We start from the raw sequence: 20,169 nt of genomic DNA, 5'->3' as shown, positions 1-20,169 counted from the left end.
TAAAATTTTAATAATGTTTAAATGTATATACAATTTAATTGAAAACAGTTTTAATCAGCTTCAATAGTTTTTACACTTAAAACTCTCTTTTAATATCTATATCGTAAGTAAAATAATCGGTATGATAATATACCGTATTATATTCTACCGGCCTATCTCCAACATCCAAAACCAAACGCTCTCTTTTTAAAATAGCGGTTTCTTCTTTAACTTCTAACAGCTCCGCTATGTTAGTACCGGCCTGTACTGCTTTTAATTTCTCTTTAGATGTGGAAACAATAACGTCGTGTTCTCTTTCTAATAATTCATACAATGGAACCATGAAATTTTCATCTCCGCTAATTCCAATTCTAGGATGGAAATAAGACACTGAATACAAATATTTTGCTTCCTTAGAGCCTCTTATTTTTTCTAATTTCCATACTTTCTTAGTTTCCGGAACACCTAAGGCCTCATAAACTTCTTTTTCGGCTTGTACCAAAGTAACATTCACTAAATAATTTACAACTTCAATACCCTGATTTCGCATTTCTTTGGTAAAGCTAATCCAGTTATCCAGACGTGTTGTTATTTTTTTAGCAATAACCTTAGTTCCAATACCTTTTTTACGCTCAATAAGTCCTTCATGTACCAATTTGTTAATGGCTTGTCTTATAGTGTTTCTGGATACTCCAAGCTTTTTGGACAAGGCCACCTCTTTTGGCAAAAACTTATCTCCTTTAATATAATCCTCGCTTTTAATTAGCGTTCTTAAATACTCTTCTATTTGTGCATGGAGAGGTACTGGACTATTTTGATTTAATTTAAAATTCATTATTGGCGTTCAGTTTTTTAATATTTTAATGAGGTCAAAATATATAACATTTTAATTTATTGGTTTGCCCAATCATGAAACTGTTCTATGGCAGTATATAAAACTCCTGCCGAGCCTCTAAAAGTACCTGAACCTTCAGGTTTATTATCTACTGTATACCACTCAAAAAAGCCATCATTTTTAATAACGCGGTCTGTCATAGGCTGCATTTGCTCATAAGCTTCCTGTATAAAACCATTGTTAATCAATTGCTGGATCATACGCCCCCCAAACCAGGTCCAATCACCTCCGTTTTGATATCCGTAGGGATACATGCCTTTGTTCTCAAAAGCCCAATCCGGATATGGCGGATACATGGTAAGTCCAATAGAACCCGCTCCTGAAGCCTTTACATTGGCTATCATTTTATCCAAGGATATTTTAATCTGGTCTTTATTTAGCAAGCCTGCCTCAATAGCAATCGCAGTTCCTCCGTGATAGTAAATCTCATTTTCATTAAAATCTTCGGGGTAAGGCGATTTTTCCAAATATACATGAGGAATAAATTTTTGATTCGCTTCGTCCCATAGCACCTTCATGGTGTTTTTTGCAACGTTATCACGAATGGTTTGCCATTTTGTCCTTGTAGACGGAATAAGCTCCATCATATTATCTAAAGCTATCAGTAGCATGGCATTATCATAAATATCTACACAATACACCGAATCATCAGTAACATAAACTCCCCAGGGATGCGTATGCTGTACATCGCCCCAATCTGCAGTAGTTGCTCCATATATCAAACCGTATTTTTCCGACCATCTGTGATTCATTAAAAATTCCATGGCCTGTTCCATACGTTCGGCTACTGTAGCATCACCTACTTGATTCTTTAAAAAATCGGTATCTCCTGTCTTCCTAATATACTTATATGTGGTCTGTACCAAAGATGTCTCATGGTCAGTTTCTACCGTATTTTTATGCCCACAATAATTAGGCTCCAAATCAGAATAAATGTATTGATAACCTCCTTCGGTCTGTACAGCCTTTTCCTTTGGAATAAATCCATCTATAATATTTCCATCGTCTCCCTGTAACCGAAAAAAGACCAGTAAATTTTCTTTAAGGGTTTCTTTATCAAAAACCTCAGCCGACAATTCAATGAATGTATTATAATCCCTGATCCAAACTTCACCATAGCCATCACCGGCATTAAAACCTGTTTTGACAACTTCAAGGGCTCTTGCCTTGACTTCTTTAAATCCCGGATTGGCTAATATGTTTTTAGCCAATTCCTTATCTGCTTTATGCCCTGAGCAAGCTACTAAAATGCAAGCTATTCCTGTAAGCAATAACTGTTTCATAATTAAATTGTTTTTATTATTATTCTTATTTTGTATTAGACATTGATGGCGGCACAGTCTCAATGCCCCAATCTGTATTAGGTTCATTCCCCAAAGTAAAACTTAAGGTTCCACCTTTCATAAGATCGCCATGCAACATCCAATTATTATTTATAGGTTTTCCATTCCACAAAGCTGTTTGAATATAATGATTATCCGGTGACTGATTAATCGTTTCAATAACCAATGCCTTTCCCGTATAATAGGCTTCATCCAACTTGATTGTTATTTTATCAAAAAGCGGGCTCCCAAACTGAAATGTTGGACTTGATGCACTATGCCCCTGAACATCAAACAATCCCATAGATGCTATAACATACCAGGCTCCTAATTGCCCCTGATCTTCATCCTGTCCCACACCATACCCATGCAAAGGCTCTGTTCCATAAAACTCATTACAAATGGTACGCACCCATTTTTGAGTTAACCAGGGTTTACCTGAATAATTAAATAACCAGGCATCGTGTAAACAAGGTTGATTTCCATGGTTATATAACTTTTCCACACCGGAAAAACTATGTATTTCTTCAGATCCGCCTCCAAACATGCTTTTCTGTGCATTGTTAAACATCTCTTCTAGACGTTGATTAAAAAGATCCTTACCTATTAAATCTATTAACCCTGTTACATCATGAGGTACATACCAGGTATATTGATAGGCATTTCCTTCCTGAAATCCATCCCACCCTCTCATGGGATCAAAATCTTTTATAAACGTACCATCTTCTAACTTAGGCCGTATAAATTTTGTCTCAGGATCAAATAAATTTTTATAGTATCCCGCCTGCTCCATTAGTTTCCTGTAATTAAACGTATCGTTCATATTCTTGGCCATCTGCGCTACACCATATGAACTGAAACTATATTCTAAGGTATGGGAGGCTCCAAAATTAAACACCCAGCCATTGGATATAATTGTATCTTTATAAGGTACGTAATGCTCCTTTACAAAATAAGCCAGGTCATATTTACCATTTCCAAGATCACGACCACGATATTCCAACTCATTCTTAATGGCCGCTTCATACCCTGTTTTAACATCAAAATCGCGAATCCCAACATTGTATGCTGAAGCCAGTAAAAGGCCTTGAAAATTGGTCTGCACCCCATTTGTATATACGCCATTAGCTCCACCGTCATGCAACCAACCTCTGTCTTTATAATAATCTATATTAGACTGAACATAGTCACTAAAATAATCGGGATAGGCCATAGCCCAAAGCTGACTTAAATTCCAAAATCCGCCCCAAATGCCATCGGTATTATAATGATTATAAAGTGGGGCATTATTTTCATCCATCGGTATTTGCCCTATACTATTATCTGCTTTAGAATAACTTCCGTTAACATCGTTGGCAAGGCCTCGCCCTAATAGCGCATGATATAATCCGGTATAAAATTTAATCTTATCCTTTTCCTGGCCGCCCTCTACTACGATGTTGTTCAATTTTTCATTCCAGATTTTTTTAGATTCTTGTCTTACCTCCTCAAAAGTTTCTCCTTTTGATTCTGTTTCCAGATTTAATCGCGCATTTTCAATAGAAGTATAACTTAACCCTGTTTGGATTTCCAGTATTTCGTCTTGTTCCATATCAAAAGTAAGATACAGTCCATTATTGACCCCTTGTGTTTTAATTGCACCTTGCTTTTGAATAGTATCTATAAAATTCCCTGTCCCTATTGGTTTTTTATTAAACTTAGCAACAAAATACATTTTCACTCTTTTTCCCGGATCGCAGAACTTGACATATTCCGGATAGGTCTCTATGTAGCCTTCTACCTCTGTATTGTTAACAATTTCACCAAAGGCATTGGTAACATCCCCGCTTTCGCCTTGTTTGTGTCCAAGATCAATAATAACATGAGCTTCTTTGGTTTTTGGATATGTAAAACGCTGGTACCCTACACGCTCTGTAGCCGTCAATTCGGCATTAATATTATAATCTTTTAAAAGTACACTATAATATCCTGTTTCGGCATGTTCAGTAGCCTTATCGAAACGTGAACGATATCCTGCATCAGGGTTTTCCAAAGTTCCCGGAACAGTTTTTAACGCTCCAACGGTAGGCATAAATACTAAGCCTCCTATTTGAAATTCATGAAAATGACCAAAACCTTCAATGGACGTATGCCTGTCATCATAACCAGTAGGCCCCCAGCCTCCGGCACTGTTATAGCCATTGGTATGTGGTGCTAGCTTAGCCATTCCAAAAGGTCGTGCTGCCGGTGTGTAAAAGAACCAACGCCCATGGACAGAACCTATTTGCGGATTAACATATGGTGTCAGATCAACCAGTGGTTTCTCATTAAGGGGTTCTTGTTGCTTACATGCCACAAGCTGGCTAAACAAAAAAACACCGATTATTAACTTACAGAACTTCATCTTAATATGTATTTGGGCTGGGAGGCATCTCATTTACTCCCCATTGTTTATTTGGTTCAGGTCCCATCACTAATTCCAACTTACCGCCTTTTAGCAATTCACTGGCAGGAAACCAAAAGTTCTTTAATTCTTTTCCATTCAGTGTGGCACTTTGTATATATTTATTATTGAAAGAACTATTTTTTGCTTCAATTATAAATTTACGCCCCCTATTGTATTGGTTTCCTAAATCTATTTCTATTCTTTCAAATAAGGGGCTTCCAATCTCATATATAGGTTCGGATCTCGTCCCTCCATCTGTTTGAAATAACCCTAAAGCCGACATCATAAACCAGGCACTCATTTGCCCCTGATCTTCATCTCCCAAATATGCATTGGATATACCATAACCGTAAAATCTGGATAAAATATCTCTGTTCCATTTCTGAGTTAACCATGGCTTTTTCACCCAATTGAACATAAATGAAAAGTGCATAGATTGTTGATTACCCTGAATTACAGGGAAATCCCAATACTTCTCATTAGGGGCATTGTAGCGCCAATTACTACTAACCCTGAATCCATCATCCAGACGCTTTACAAATTCATCCTCTCCTATTATCTCTACCAATGCCGGAATATCCTGTGGCACAAAAAAGGTAAGCTGCCATGCGTTCCCTTCTACATATTGATGGTTACCTCCCGTTTCTATGGGATCAAAATCCTCGTACCACTTGCCATTTGAATGTTTTAATCTGGCAAATCCTATTTCCGGATCAATAGCATGTTTCCACCAGTACCCTCTATCTATAAATTCATTAAATTCTTTTCTTTTTCCTAAAGATTTAGCAAATTGTGATACTGTAAAATCATCAAAGGAATATTCCAAAGTATTGGAAAAACGCCCCTTATTGTATGGTACGTACTTGTGCTTCAAATAAGTTTCCAAATCTCTGTTTCCTGCATACCCCTTACCTACCTGTTCTCCTTTGGTAGTTTGCATTTTATAGACAGCCTCAAAAGCTTTTTCGGCATCATAATCTCGAATTCCCATTTGATAAGCGCCCACAATAAGTGGAATTTCATGTTCAGCCACCATAACCGGAATATATTTCATTCCTGCCGGGCCTTTGGCCAACCACCCATTGGCATCGTACATAGCTAGTTGAGATTTCACCCATTTTGATGACCATTCCGGGGTTACTAAATTCCAAAACTGGTTCAAATTCCAAAAGGTATTCCAAAAAGCATCACAGCCTAAAGCCACATCATTAGGGTCATTAAGTTTTTGAACTTTATCGGTGGCATCCATCCAGCTACCGTCTACGTCGCTAAATATATTCCTACTCACTAAAGCACGGTACATATTAGAATAGAATCTGTTTTTTTCTAAGCTATTGTTTGAGGTAACCTGTACTCTTTCAAATAAACTGTTCCATGTGTTTTCCTGATTTTCACGAACTTTTTCAAAGCTCCAGCCAAAAGGTTTGGTTATTTCTTCTTCCAAATTCAATGCAGCATTTTCTATGCTGACATACGATATTCCGGTTCTTGTTTGAACAACCTGATTCCCGGATGTATCAAATTCAATAAAGGCTACAATGTCTTCCGGATCCGTAACTGTAAGTTCGGCATCATACCTGATAACCGCATCTTCTTTATCTTCTTCACTGCCATTTACCCATGTGCCAAAGGTTTTAATGGGTTGATCAAACTCCATTGCAAAATGAACCGTATATTCTTGTGCTATGATATCCCACTCCCTGGTTTTATCACCATCTTCAACCATTTTACTCCTATAGTACTGTTCTCCCCAAACCGATGGTGATATTTGCTTACTATATCCTACGATCTTGTAATCACTGACCTTTTTAAAATAGGCTTCTTTAATGTTGTATGCGTATTCTGAAGGAATTTGCAAATCGACCAATATTCTGGAATCCGGTATATTTTTGGGGTAAGTATAGCGCTGAAAACTAGCACGTGTTGTTGCTGTTAGCTCAGCCTTTATTTTATAATCACTCAGAAAAACCGAATAGTAACCCAGGGGTGCTTCCTCTGTTGTTTTATCCACTCGCGAACGATATCCTGAATCCGGTTCTCCCTGGTCACCTATTTCTGTAACCAATGGTCCATTAGTAGGGAATGTCCCTAACCCTGCCATTGTCCACTCATGGATATGACTAAATGTCCCCACGCTTTCAAAAGTTGGCTGATACCCTGCCTGCCAACCTCCATTTTGATTATCCGGGCTAATCTTAACCATGCTAAATGGCATCCACGGTCCTGGAGCGATCATCCACCTGGAATGTCCCGTTCCTATTTTGGTATCCACATAGTCAACCAACCTATTTTGCTTTTTAGGGGTTCTCTCTATCTTACCTTCTTCAACAATATTTCCATCTAATACAACAGAGTAATTACTTTTAGTAGACTTGTTTACCGCATCCATGGGTACTTCATAGATGTTCCGGCCATGTTCAACAGTTTGCTCAAAAATAGTTTCATCATCCAAAATGACATTTAACTTTGATACATCCTGAAGGTGCTGAACGTCCAGCAATAACGGTTGTACCGATTTCCCATCCACTTGCAACTCATAACCGGCGGCTTTTACATTTCTGACAAATGCCTTTTCCGGCTGTACCAAGATTACTTTTTCAGGGCCTTCTAACCTAACATGATCAAACACCATCCAACTACCCTCCAATGTAGTGAACTGCACACTGTTCCCTCCATTCTTTATCAGGCCGGCATCTAATGAAATTTCTATCTTTTGTGCTTTGGTATTAGCAGTTTCTCCTTTTAAAGCTTCAGCATTACTTCCCTTTTCCAATCTGTACTTCCAGGGTTTGCCATTGACTGTAATTTTAAAATGAGGCGGTGCTTCCGGACTGCAGTCCAGTATATCTATAACTAATTTCCAATCGCCCCTTTTTGGTTTATTCTTAATACCAAATAAAATATTGATCTCATGGGGACGTATCCCTGCTAACCCTGAAGTCCCTCCCCAATAATCTATTGCTCCGGGCAATACAAATGGAAAATCTTTCTTTTCCGTAGAATATCCAACCATATAAAAGCGGTCCTCCCAACCAAAATCCTTTTCCAGGAATTTGCTATACTCACCGTTTGCCAAAGCAAACTCAGCACCACTATTGTCCGGTATTCCTATTTGCCACACTGTCCCGTTTTCTACGGTACAGCTTACAAACAGTATTACACTTAAAGCTAATAATTTGATCTTCATTTTTTTATTCTATTTTGTTTCAACAGGCTTCATCCTTTACAAACGATACAATTACTTTAGCTGTTTTCCTGCTTTTATTGATCAATTTATAACTGTTTGCTGCTGCCGATACGGCAAAGGTCTCTGCATAATAGAAGGTTTGGGAGTCATTTACCAAATCCAGTTCAACGGCCGTTCCCTCAACTAGCATTAATACATGACACTGCCCCAGAGTTTCTATAATAACCTCATCATCAAATTCGTATCTGTAAATATCATAGAAATGATCTACATGTGTTGGTAAGTGTATTTTTTTCCAGTTTTCTCCGGACGATTCCACATAAGGCTTAGATATTAGTGTCTCTTGTACAACTTGCCCCTTTCTACTAAAATTTAAGTTATCATAGGCCCGGTTTATATTTAAAGGCCTTGGATTTCCATCCATATCCATACGCTGCCAATCGTACATCTTAAATGTAAAAATATATGGGGTTGCACTAATCTCTAACACAAGGTTGTTTATTCCGGAACAGTGAACTGTTCCGTGGGGAATAAGAAACAGATCGTGCTTTTTAGCCGGCAGTTTTTGTACGTACTGCTCTACGTCTAGTTCTTCCTTTGTTTTATAACTGTGTTCCAGTGCTTTTTTGAAAGCCTCAGGGTCAATATCCTCCTGAAACCCTAAATACACGTCGGCATCTTCCCCGGCGTCCAAAATATAATAGGTTTCGTCCTGGGTAAAGTTCTCACCAAACTCTTTTTTAATATAATCTGGTTTCGGGTGACACTGTACTGAAAGGTTTCCACCATCAAAAGTATCCAGAAAATCAAAACGAATAGGAAACTCATCCTGAAATCGTTTAGCTGCTTTCCCTAACACATGCTCGTTATCCTGAAACATCAACATATCAAAAGAGACCTCCAGCAATCCGTTGTCATCTCCAAAAACCAATCCATTTTCCGGAACAATCATTTCAAAGGACCAGGCATAGTTAGGCACCTCCTGATTCAGCCCTTCAATGTGCTCTTTTATCCATTGTCCGCCCCAAACACCGGGTTCAAACCAAGGCCTTACTCTAAAATAACCCCTGGACAGCTTTGACAGACTTGCTCTTAAAGCCTCTCCTTTGGTCCATGTAGGTATTTCGGGGCGCTGCTGATCTACAATAATATCAATCTGCGGCAATAGCCTTTTCTTTTCTTTGTTTAACACCACCCAATCCACAAAATAAAAATGCTTGTACATTTGTTTGTGGGCTTTAGTAGAACGTAGCCCCAGGTTGGTGATTGCGTCTGCACGCATCCTAAACTGTAATTCATTTTTTGGTAAATCAAAATACACCAAACAGCCTTTGATGTTTGAAAGGCTGGCACCTGTACCGTATATTATCTGTAAATCTTTTTTATGGCCTAAATCAATTGCATCCAGTTTTTCCTGATCAAAATAATCTTTTAGTATTAAACTTGTTTTATGACCAAAAATAGGATCATCACCTCCTAAAAAAGGAGAAACCAATGTATTGATCTCTTCTTCAGATTTCTGGGCATCTTTAATATCATAGACATATGTACAACGTCCCTTTCTTTTAAAAATAGTAACCAGTGAATCTACTACTTCCTGCCAGTCAACTCCAATATATCCATCAAGGATAATCACCTGTTCATTTACTAAATTATCTACCAGGGACTCATAACCGGTATTTATTTTACCTCCGGAAACTTTATGTACCGGGTTAATATCATATCCACTGCTATTGCCCTTGCCTTTCTTAACAGGTATTAAATACTGACTTGTCTTTCTCTTCATATTTCTAATGCTATGATGCAAATATACAAAACATGTTCATATGTTTAAACATATAACTTAAATTTAACGTACTATACGCCTTCTCATGAGTTTACATTTTATTGTTAAACACCTAAAATATGCTACCTCAGCATAAAATTGAGATATTACTTTTGATGTGTTTTATAGTTAATATTTTTATAAAAAGTCTGTTCTTCTTTACATAAAACAAAACACACAGATAATCATGTTGACTATCTGTGTGTTTTCACCTATTTACCAATATTTAATTTTTGATTCTCTATAACGCCTTAACCCTAATATTGCGAAACCACAATTCCGAGCCATGACCGAGGAAACCAATATGACCTTTTTTACGTTTTAATCCGGGATGATCGGTTTTATCGGCAGTTCCATTTTTTGATGCTTCTGCCATATTATCGTCAACAATTACGTTACCGTTCAATGTGATTTTAATATCATCACCTTTAACAATAACCTCTTGGATATTCCATTCGCCTACAGGCTTTAAAAACCCGCGTTTTGCAGCGATCACTCCATAAACCGAGCCATGGTACTGGTAAGGTTTTAGGTTTTTATAAATTGCTGCCGTATTATCCAGAATTTGCAATTCTTTCCCCACATAGGCTGCATCTCCTTCTAGTGGTGTGTGAATCCCTAAACCGTTATTGGCTCCCGGAGTGAGTTTAAACTCAAACCTGAATATAAAATCGGAGTACTCTTCAGCAGTATATAAATTGCCGTGCCCCCCTTGTTTCGGATTGACAAAAATCTCGTTGTTTTCAACTACATAATCGGTTTTATTACCAATCCAGTGGTCCAGGTCTTTTCCATTAAAAAGCGATTTAAAGCCGGCTTTCTTTTCTTCTTCACTTAACAGTATGTCTCCGGATTCGATCTCACGAACATATATGTTTCTAAAGCCTAAGTCTTCACCATGTGCTTGTAATTCAATAGCTTCTTTAGTGAAAATCGGTAGCTTTCGGTCCCAGTAATTTTCAAGGATTACATTATCGGTAACTAATACACCGTTTAAATATACGGTCACACGCTCACCAACCATTTTTATCCTGAAGGTATTCCACTCGTTAATAGGGTTATCAGCTACTTCCAGAGGAATACGTTCATGCTTTTGATTATTATATAATCCGCCACTTCCTACTTGGGCACCAACATTAGTTCTGGCTATATCCCAGATCTGCACTTGTGGGGTTCCTCTTAAATAAATTCCACTATCTCCTCCATTGGTAATTTTCCAATCGACCAACATTTCAAAATCACCATAGTCTTTGATGGTACAGATATTATTATATCCTTCTCCTTTAAAACCAATAATACCATCCTTCACAAACCAATCCTTTAACATCTGCTCGTTGGCTTTAGCCTGTGCTTTTGCCAGCTCTCTTTTAGACATTTTTGCCCGTGCTATCGGGTTTTCAACCAGGCCTTCCCAGCCACTCAGGTCTTTTCCATTGAAAATAGAAACAAATCCTTTTTCCGAAGGCATGTTTTCTAAAAACTCTTTAACATCAATCTTTATATACTGACTATCTTGTCCGGTTAAGTTATTCACACTTCTGGACACAATATCTCTAACCACATCACCACTTAAGCCATTCTTTTTTCCAGGGGTTGGTAAAGCAATCCTTATTGCTGCATTAGATGCTGAAGCCAGTAAACCTGGATTATCCAAAAATTCTGAAACAAACACCAGGGACAAAAAGGTTTTTACTTTTGAAGCGGCACTAATGATTTGTTTCTTTTCCTGAATACCCGGGCTATAAGGTAATAACTTCTTGACCAATAATAACTTTTGATCATCCGGATAATCCGATGTAATTGCTTTATTAAGATAATAGGTAAAAGCTTGTTGTTTTAGACCACTGTCTTGGGTTTTAATCACGGTTTCAAACAATAAAGGAATAGCATAGTTTTGCTTCCAGTTAGCTAAGGCTTTTAGCGCGTTTTGCTTGCTATTAGCATCCCCTGATTGCAACTGCTCTGAAACCAAATCCAGGGCTTTATCAGTACTTAAAGCTGCTAAAATCGGGGTTAATTTAGAGGTATCTGAAAACGCCTTATACGACCTATAAATGGTATTTGCTCCGGTTTCATCTTTAGCGTCAAGTACATTAACAATGGCTTTTTGAATATTTTCAATATTGTCGGTATTATTTTCAGCTGAAAGCACGGTTATTAATTCTGGTAAATCTTCCGTACTTGACACCGAAGGTAATGCAGTATATACTACCGACTTTAATTCTTCATTAGAGGTATTCAACAACCCGGAGATCACTTTAAATTGATCTGTTGCGTTTCTTTTTGATAATACATTGACAAGAACTTTCTTCCCGGCATCGTCAACTTGTTCCAGTCTATTAGCCAGTAACTCCGAATCTTCAGTACTAACCACTCTCAACAGTGTTTCTTCAAGCGCCTTATATTCTGATGATGATAAGTTTTTATTGAATAACTGAAGTAAAACCGGTAATGCTTTGTCTTTTTCCTGAGATGACAAGGCTTTAATCCCAGATACTCTTACGAATTCATTACGATCTTCTAAAGCCGGTAAAATACATTTGTCAAATACCACTGCTTCGGTCCTTCCGCTTAGCATTCTGATAACGAATGGTTTTGTTGTATCCGGATATTTTTTATAGGCCTTTACCCATTTGTTGACTTCTACTGAAGTGAGGTCTTTTGAAGCCACATCAATAACTGATGCACTATACTTTTCATTAGGGTTCTTTGCTTCTTTTAGCAAGGTTTTAATAAAAGCAGCACCTTTTATATCACTAAGCAAATGAATAGCTGCCGATCTAAAATGTAACTGATCTTCTGAAGTAGCATGTTTTAGAATTAACTCAGCAACTTCAGCACTCAATGCAGAATTCCCATGCTCATTTAAACGTGTTGCATACTGAATCAAAGCAATGATTGCTTTTGAATCATCCAATTTAAAATAAGATTGTTTTGCTGCACTGATAAGAACGTCTTTTGAACTTGTTGAAGCAATTTCAGATAAGGCCGTTAAAGCATAGGGTTGGATGTCTTTTGAACCGGAAGATACCACCCCTTGAATAAAACCTGCTGCGGGTTTATATTTCAATACGCCCAAAGCATCAATTAAAGCAATTTGCTTATCGCCATTTGAAATTTTTGCTGCTTCAAAAATAACTTTACTCGCTTCAGGAGTTCCAATAGCCGTTAAGGCTGATAATGCCGGTTCGAATAATTCACCTTTTAAATAATCATTAAGTAATTTGATGCTGTTATTGCTTCCGCAGAATACCAATCGGTCTATTAAAAAAGTTTTTACTTCTTGGTGGCCTGCTTTCTCAATAGCCTGTAATAAAGCTTGTTCTGCGACATTACTTCCAATCTTGTTGTTTAATCCACCCGCATAGATCGCCAAACTTTGAATTGCATATCTGGCATTGGTATCGTCTCCGCTTCCTAACGGAACAAGCATATCTGTAAATTGAAGAATACCCTCTGTATCTAAAGTCATAATCTCCTTCATTAATTTGTCGGAATGTTTTAGGTCTTTAGTAGGGAATTGGGCCAAAATATCCGCAACCTTAGTTTCTAAGGTTCTGTTCATTTGGCTATAGATAGATAAAGGCATGCAGCATATAAAGAGTACTGTTCCTAATATTATGATTGCTTTTTTCATGTTAAAATTAAAGTTTGCTTTTAGTGTGCCCATGAGGTTCTCATTGGTTGGTTAATCAATCGGTTAGCTTCTTCATCATTTATAAATTCTTGTTTAACCGGGTCAAACTCTAAAGTTCTACCCAAACGAAGTGCAATGATTCCCATATTAACTACGGTAGCCGATCGATGGCCATTTTCTTCGTTAAGTGCAAATTTCTGACGTGTTTTAACGGATTCTGAGAAGGTAGTGATCTGTTCTTCCGGATCAGGAATACTGTTAATGATCCCTTCAATATTTGGAATTGTAGATTTAAAACCATTGAATATTTTACCATCCGGGCCTTCTATATAAGCTGCATTTTTATCGGCATTCTCACCATCTAATACAATTTGACAACCATCGGCATAGGTATAGGTAATCTTTCTCCAGGTTCCTATAGCATCATAATGTTGTTGTGGTGCGTCAACTTCAACTTTAACCGGGCTGTCATTATCCTTTCCAAGGAAATACTGTACAGGATCAATATAGTGCTGTCCCATATCACCTAATCCGCCTCCATCATAATCCCAGTAACCTCTAAAGGTAGCATGTGTTCTATGACTATTATATGGTTTTTCCGGTGCCGGCCCTAACCACATGTTATAGTCAAAATGATCCGGAATAGGTTGAGGCTTTAAATTTTCTTTTCCTACCCAGTAGAACTTCCAATTAAACCCCGTAACGCCACTTATAGTAACTTTTAATGGCCAGCCTAAAGCACCGCTATCCACTACTTTTTTAAGTTTTCTTACAGGTGTACCCATCCCATAAAAGTTATCTTTAAACCTGAACCAAGTGTTTAGCCTGAACATATTCCCATGTTGCTTCATAGCTTCTACAACACGTTTTCCTTCTCCTATGGTTCTGGTCATTGGTTTTTCGCACCATACATCTTTACCGGCTTCGGCTGCCATTACAGACATAATACCATGCCAATGGGGTGGCGTTGCAATATGTACAATATCAATATCGGGCCTTTGTAGTACCTCACGGAAATCCCGGTAGCCTTTAACATCATTCCCTACTTTTTTAAGGGTATTTGCTAAATGATGGCCATCGGCATCACAAACGGCTAATAGCTTTGTCCCTTCATAACCTAAATGCCCCTGCCCCATACCACCAACACCAATAACAGCTTTAGTTAATTGGTCGCTGGGCGCAATAAAATTTGTACCGCCCATAACATGCCTTGGAATAATAGTAATCCCTGCTGCAACGGCCAGTGTTTTTTTCATAAAATCTCTACGATTTGATTCTGATTGTCCCATAAATATTTATGCCTTTTTATTTGTAATTTGAGAAACAAAGAAACAGGAGGCTGTGTAAAATGAGGGGTAATGAATGGGGTAACGAAAAAAATATTTTAGTTTTTTTCTAACTTCTGATCAGAAGTTATGGCTTCAAAAGAGGTTGGATAGGTTTCCTTATAAATTTTATAATAAAGCTTTTCAAAGTTATCATGGGCCTTATATGCCAGGCTTAATTTACCTTGTTTGATTAAAGCTAATAGTTTTATTTGATGTGCTTTTTCGTTGAGATCATCGTATATAGAAATCACTTCGGTTACATCAAGCAGTAATTCACTATGCTTATCCACATCTAAGATTTCAGTAAATTCTATGCATAGTTCAATGATTTGATTACTGAACTTTTCGATAAATGGATCCAGCCAAGGTTCACTAGAATTTGAAAACAGTCGTCCGCCTTTTAAGATTTGAAGGAACCCCGGAAGCTCCTGCTCCAACGCCTTTATGGTATAACTACTATTTGAAAAAATGCTTAAATAGTGTTGAATGGTCAGGTAATCACAAAAGCAATCATCATTCAATTCAATACACCAGGATTTATCTTTAAATACCAAATTTATCTCTGAACAGGAATTCAGCACCGCCCTCAGGTTATTAATATTGGTTCCTCTGGTATTCTTTGCCTTTTGAACACTCATTCCCGGCCATAAAAACTCCGTAAGCTGTTTTGTGGAAATCCCTTTTTGTCTCCCCTGATAACTATACAAAAAGACAATCACGAATATTTTCTTCAGCAATGGTGATAATTTTTCAGCAAGATCTTCATTATTACTATTGAAGATCCTGAGTTTCCCAAAACATAAAACACGTTCTAAGCCATCATTATCCGAAAGCCCATCAGTGAATACTTTAGGGGTTTTATATCGCTCTCTGCTACCTGATAATATTTTTTTCTTTTTCAGCAAATGACGCCTCAGTAAAAGTAGGCCAACAATTAAGAAAACCGTAAAAATAACAACGATCAAATTCGTCATATCACCTACATTTTGTAACGCCCTGTTTTCAAAAAGTGTCAGTACTTCGTTGCCGTTTAGCTCACGTTCCCAAATTTTAATATCTGCCAGATACCCCTTAAAAAATTCTTCCCACAAATTGCTTCCAATAAGAACATTAAAATCAGAAGCCTCATATTCTGAAACTAAAGGAACTTCTTCGGTCATTTCTCCATTAATGTAGAAGAATAACTTATTATCTATTTTAGAATGGGTTAATGCTATATGCGTCCATTTATTTAAAGGAACCACCGATACTTCTGAGATATAGTCTTTTACTCCAGCCATAGTAAAAGTTAAAAACCCATTACGCAGCTTGACCACAAAATTGTTTCCCTTTCCTAAAATGCTATTATTAAACCCTAAAGCTGTAGGTTTGACCCAGGCCGCAATTGTAAAATTCTCTCGAAAGGTTTTTTTACTTTCCACGCCGGTATCAATATAACTTCTATTATTAAAATACCCTACCTTACCATGAATTTTATCTTCAATGATATCTACATTATGTATTAAAAGCTCCTTATCATTTTCCTTCATCTTATTTTCAAAATCCGGATCAAAAACAAAATGATCTGATAGTTCATAAGTAATATCTAAAGGAAAGGCAGTAAAGGTTTTACTGTTCTTATAATTCTCAGGGGTGGAATTAATAATATCCGGTGAGAAATGATATCCGGCTTTATAAGGTATTAAAGCGGGAAAACCCTCGCCTTGTAACACCGGGAAACTGAAATGGCCATTAACAACGGCATCATTATAATCTTTAAACCTAACCCCGTCAATGAGTTGCCCATCTTCTGTTTCTACAACACCATAAACGTATCTTAGCTTGAATATACAGTTAACAAGACTATCCAATTTTTTCAGGGACGACCTGTTAGCTTCAAAAAAATCCGGAAGCCTGCCGGATTGTTTCCAAATTGAAAAGAAAAGCGAGTCCGTCAAGGCTATATCATCTTCAATTTTTACAATCTTAAGTTTATCAGGTTCATAAAACCTAAACCGCATACTATCCTGTAATTTGGTTTTAGTGATACTAATCACTTCCATATCGTCTGGCTTTTTATGGATAAGAAACAAGTCATTGGGTAAATCGGAAAGAATTTCGCTTTCAGAAATGACAACCAAACTATCCTTGTATGCTTTATACCGTTTCAGGAAATCCTTAGGTATTGTATTTTTTTTGGAAACAGTAATTGCCAGGTTTTGGTTCCCCTTAAGTATTGAATCTATTTCGGGCATCGATAACTCCTCCGGATTCAGTACGATATACGGCTTGTTTAATTCGGAATGCTCAACTTGTGCATGACATAGTGTAATGCAAGCAAAAAACATTAAAAAACAGTATCGAAGAGAATTTTTATTCAAGTCAAAAAATATCTAAAGCCGGATGAAAACTTCAATTGCACAACAACTAAGTCGTGTTCCAAATTGGTAAATTTAATAATTTGGTTTGTAATTATTGAACGTTTTCCTTTATACTCCTTTTCAAAATCAATGGGCACGTCATTTTTTAATTTACAATCTATAATTTTAAAAAAGACGATCAGCACCTTTTCTGAGAGCAATGGTAAAAATTTAGGTTCATAAAACACCATAAGTTTAAATTTCCGGTTGAGAAGATGTGCAAAACATTAGAAATAAGTAAAAGTAGATATTATAATTGGTTACGACTTGGTCCATCCAAACAATAGTTATAAAACCAAGTAATCTCCATAACCATAATACTATTCTTGAAGATAATTTTGAAAGTTATGGAGCTTATATTCATTCAATGGTTTTAAAAAAATCCCATATGAGTTCGGCTGTGTTCAGCCCTGAATTCCTTATTGACGGTAGATCATGTCCAAAATCAGCTATTTTATAATACCAAACCTGATTCTCATTAATTCCATTTTTAAAGTGGTATCCATATACATTGGGAAGGATAAATAAAGTATCTATTGTTTTGCATTGATTAAAGTCCTTCCAGTAATTCATTACCGTGTCCATATGTGGAGCACCACCCCAACCATATTCAGTAGACATACTACCGTCAATGGGGACTATTTGGTCATCTATTCCAGATATTTGTAAAACTGGAACCGGCAGTGAAGTTGAATTTCTGTGATTCCATGTATATCCGGACATTGTTCCTGTAACAGAAGCAATTGCTTTAAATGTTTTAGGTGATTCACATGCTAATGTGTAGCTCATAAAGCCTCCGTTAGAAATACCGCAAACAAAAGTTTTTATAGGATCAAGATTGTACTTTGTCTGTAAGTGTTTTGCAAGTTCTGTGAGAAACCCTACATCATCAAAATTACTCTCATGTAATCTGGCATTCCAATAAGGGCTACCGGTATTTTCATCTAATGTTCCTTGGGGATAGTAAACAGCAAACATATTGGTGTCTGCTACCTCATTTAACTGCAAGCTTTCCATGTGGTTTATGGCATAGCGACCATAGCTATGTAAAACTAAAACTAAGGGAGCATTGTTAGGTAGATTAGATGGTTTATAAAGTACATATTCCCTTTGTATGTTATTATGAATAAAACTAGAAGAACGTATAGGGGGATTGCAAGAGTATATAAATAAACCATTAATAATTATCAATCCAACAAATACTAGCTTTTTCATTGTAATTATTTTAAATGTGTTATATCTATTAAACATAATGAATATTATTATTTTCAAATATGAAACTCTAATCTCATATCACATTCTTATGTCAATCACTATTTAATATAACTATACTATCTATTTTAGCTTGTAAAGCTTCAACTATTTCTTTATTTAAGCTTGCTATATTGCTTTGTTCTCCAATATCTTTAGATAGATCATACAACTGTGGGACAGGGGATAAGCCCATCTCTATTTTTTTGTTGCTCAACCATTCGGGGGTATCTTTTTCTCCAAGTGGCGCTATATACTTCCAATTTCCTTTTCTTAAAGATAGTGTAAAAGATTCTTCAAGCATAATGTTTCTGGCAGGTGCCTTGGCATCCACAATAGCTTGTTTAACATTTTCACTATCTAACGCCTCTCCTTCCTGTAAACTTACATTTATTAAACTTGCTAAAGATGCATAATAATCTGTTTGGGAAATTAATGCACTACTTTCCCCAGGCTGTATTTTTTCTGGCCAGTATGTTATCATTGGTACTCTTGTACCTGCTTCATAGGCGCTATATTTACCCCCTCTAAAAGGTCCTGAAGGTGTATGACCTCCAAGTTTCTCTTCTGCCAAATCGGCATAACCATCGTCTAACACAGGTCCATTATCACTAGTAAAAATTACCAGTGTGTTTTTATCAAGACTTAAATTTTCAAGTTCTTTGATAATTTGCCCTGTCATCCAATCCATTTGAACTATGGCATCTCCTCGAGGCCCCATGGTAGATTTACCTATGAAACGTTCATTTGGAACCCGAGGGACATGAATATCATGAAAAGAAAAGAATAAAAAAAACGGATTATCTTTATTATTCCTCATAAAATCAATGGCTTTGCCAGTAAATACATCTGGAAACTCTTCATCTACCCACATGGCCTCTTTACCTCCTGTTTGATATCCTATACGACTTATACCATTTACCAATGCCTGACTATGTTGTAAGTCTGCTTTTTGCCTTAAAAGCTCTGGATGTGTAACTCCCAAGGGCTCATTGGAAAATGGAGTTTCATAACTCACTTTAAGGGAATCGTTAAGGTTTAAATTGACTACATTATGGTTTTCTAAATACACCGTAGGTGTTCTATCTCCTGTGGCAGGTAATAAAAAGCTATAATCAAAGCCTATTTCCAGCGGTCCTGGTTTTACTTGCCCATTCCAATTTACATCTCCATTCCCTAAACCTAAATGCCATTTACCAACTACAGCGGTTTTATACCCTGCTTTTTTAAACATTTTAGGAAGGGTTGGTGTTTCTGGTCTAATAAGCAACGGCGCATCTCCTGGTAAAATTACGGCCTTATTTCTAAAAGCATACTGTCCAGTAAGTAAGGAATAACGAGATGGTGTACATGTTGCTGCAGAGCTATGGGCATCAGTAAATTTAACACCATTATTTGCCAGCCTATCTACGTTTGGAGTTTTTACGCCGCTAGCACCATAGCTACTTAAATCTGCATACCCCAAATCATCTACATAAAATATAACAACGTTAGGTGGTGTATTAGAAACATCACTCTGCAACGCACCATTATCTTGTTCTTTTGACTTACAACTAAACATGCTTAGTATAAGTAATATTGAAAATAATTTGTTCATACTATTATAAGTGATTAACACAAATCTTACATTTAATTATCCACTAATAATTAAATGTTTTTATGAGTAGTAAATATTCTTTAAGCTTTTGAGTCCTAAAAAACTGCACCTTTATAATTTAATTATTCAGGTTGTTTTTAGAATTGAATCAATTTTTAAAAAGAGTTATTACATCCTTACATTCATTTAATAAAGAGAAAGTGTTATTTATTTTTTATTATTCTCTTTTGAACTATAATTTAAACAACACTTTTTCTCCCCAAAAACTAAACTAAACTAAACTAAACTAAATGAACCAACGATTAAAAATTATTATAGATACTC

General features: G+C 36.7%; 10 protein-coding genes. All 10 read right to left on the bottom strand.

The features are described 5' to 3' along the window. Positions 1-76 precede the first annotated feature (76 nt). On the bottom strand, positions 77-814 hold the full coding sequence (locus tag VOI54_RS08430) for a GntR family transcriptional regulator (RefSeq protein WP_326282290.1): 738 nt from the start codon (positions 812-814) through the stop codon (positions 77-79). Positions 815-870: 56 nt separating this feature from the next. After that, a complete protein-coding gene (locus VOI54_RS08425) occupies positions 871-2,157 on the bottom strand; it encodes a GH36-type glycosyl hydrolase domain-containing protein (RefSeq protein ID WP_326282288.1) in 1,287 nt (428 codons plus the stop codon). A gap of 25 nt (positions 2,158-2,182) precedes the next feature. Then, positions 2,183-4,579 (bottom strand): GH92 family glycosyl hydrolase, encoded by a 2,397-nt coding sequence (locus VOI54_RS08420; RefSeq protein ID WP_326282287.1) that lies wholly within the window; start codon positions 4,577-4,579, stop codon positions 2,183-2,185. Position 4,580: 1 nt separating this feature from the next. Next, on the bottom strand, positions 4,581-7,808 hold the full coding sequence (locus VOI54_RS08415; protein WP_326282286.1) for a GH92 family glycosyl hydrolase: 3,228 nt from the start codon (positions 7,806-7,808) through the stop codon (positions 4,581-4,583). A gap of 19 nt (positions 7,809-7,827) precedes the next feature. Continuing rightward, positions 7,828-9,594, bottom strand: coding sequence for a class I mannose-6-phosphate isomerase (locus VOI54_RS08410; protein WP_326282285.1), 1,767 nt, complete (start codon positions 9,592-9,594; stop codon positions 7,828-7,830). A gap of 280 nt (positions 9,595-9,874) precedes the next feature. Next, positions 9,875-13,270 carry a DUF1080 domain-containing protein gene (locus VOI54_RS08405; protein ID WP_326282284.1) on the bottom strand — a complete coding sequence of 1,132 codons (3,396 nt, stop codon included), beginning with the start codon at positions 13,268-13,270 and terminating at the stop codon, positions 9,875-9,877. Between the two features lie 20 nt (positions 13,271-13,290). Further along, entirely contained in the window at positions 13,291-14,559 is a 1,269-nt protein-coding gene (locus VOI54_RS08400; RefSeq protein WP_326282283.1) for a Gfo/Idh/MocA family oxidoreductase, read from the bottom strand. Between the two features lie 95 nt (positions 14,560-14,654). Further along, entirely contained in the window at positions 14,655-16,925 is a 2,271-nt protein-coding gene (locus VOI54_RS08395; protein ID WP_326282282.1) for a LamG domain-containing protein, read from the bottom strand. Positions 16,926-17,357: 432 nt separating this feature from the next. Beyond that, entirely contained in the window at positions 17,358-18,212 is an 855-nt protein-coding gene (locus VOI54_RS08390; protein WP_326282280.1) for a CE1 family esterase, read from the bottom strand. Between the two features lie 91 nt (positions 18,213-18,303). Beyond that, positions 18,304-19,845, bottom strand: coding sequence for a sulfatase family protein (locus tag VOI54_RS08385; protein ID WP_326282279.1), 1,542 nt, complete (start codon positions 19,843-19,845; stop codon positions 18,304-18,306). Positions 19,846-20,169 lie beyond the last annotated feature (324 nt).

The sequence above is a fragment of the Alterotamlana spongicola genome (assembly GCF_035818475.1).
In the GTDB taxonomy this organism is placed as follows: domain Bacteria; phylum Bacteroidota; class Bacteroidia; order Flavobacteriales; family Flavobacteriaceae; genus Cognatitamlana.
The sequence above is the reverse complement of the archived record's forward strand: the minus strand, read 5'-3'. Positions and strand labels throughout refer to the sequence as shown.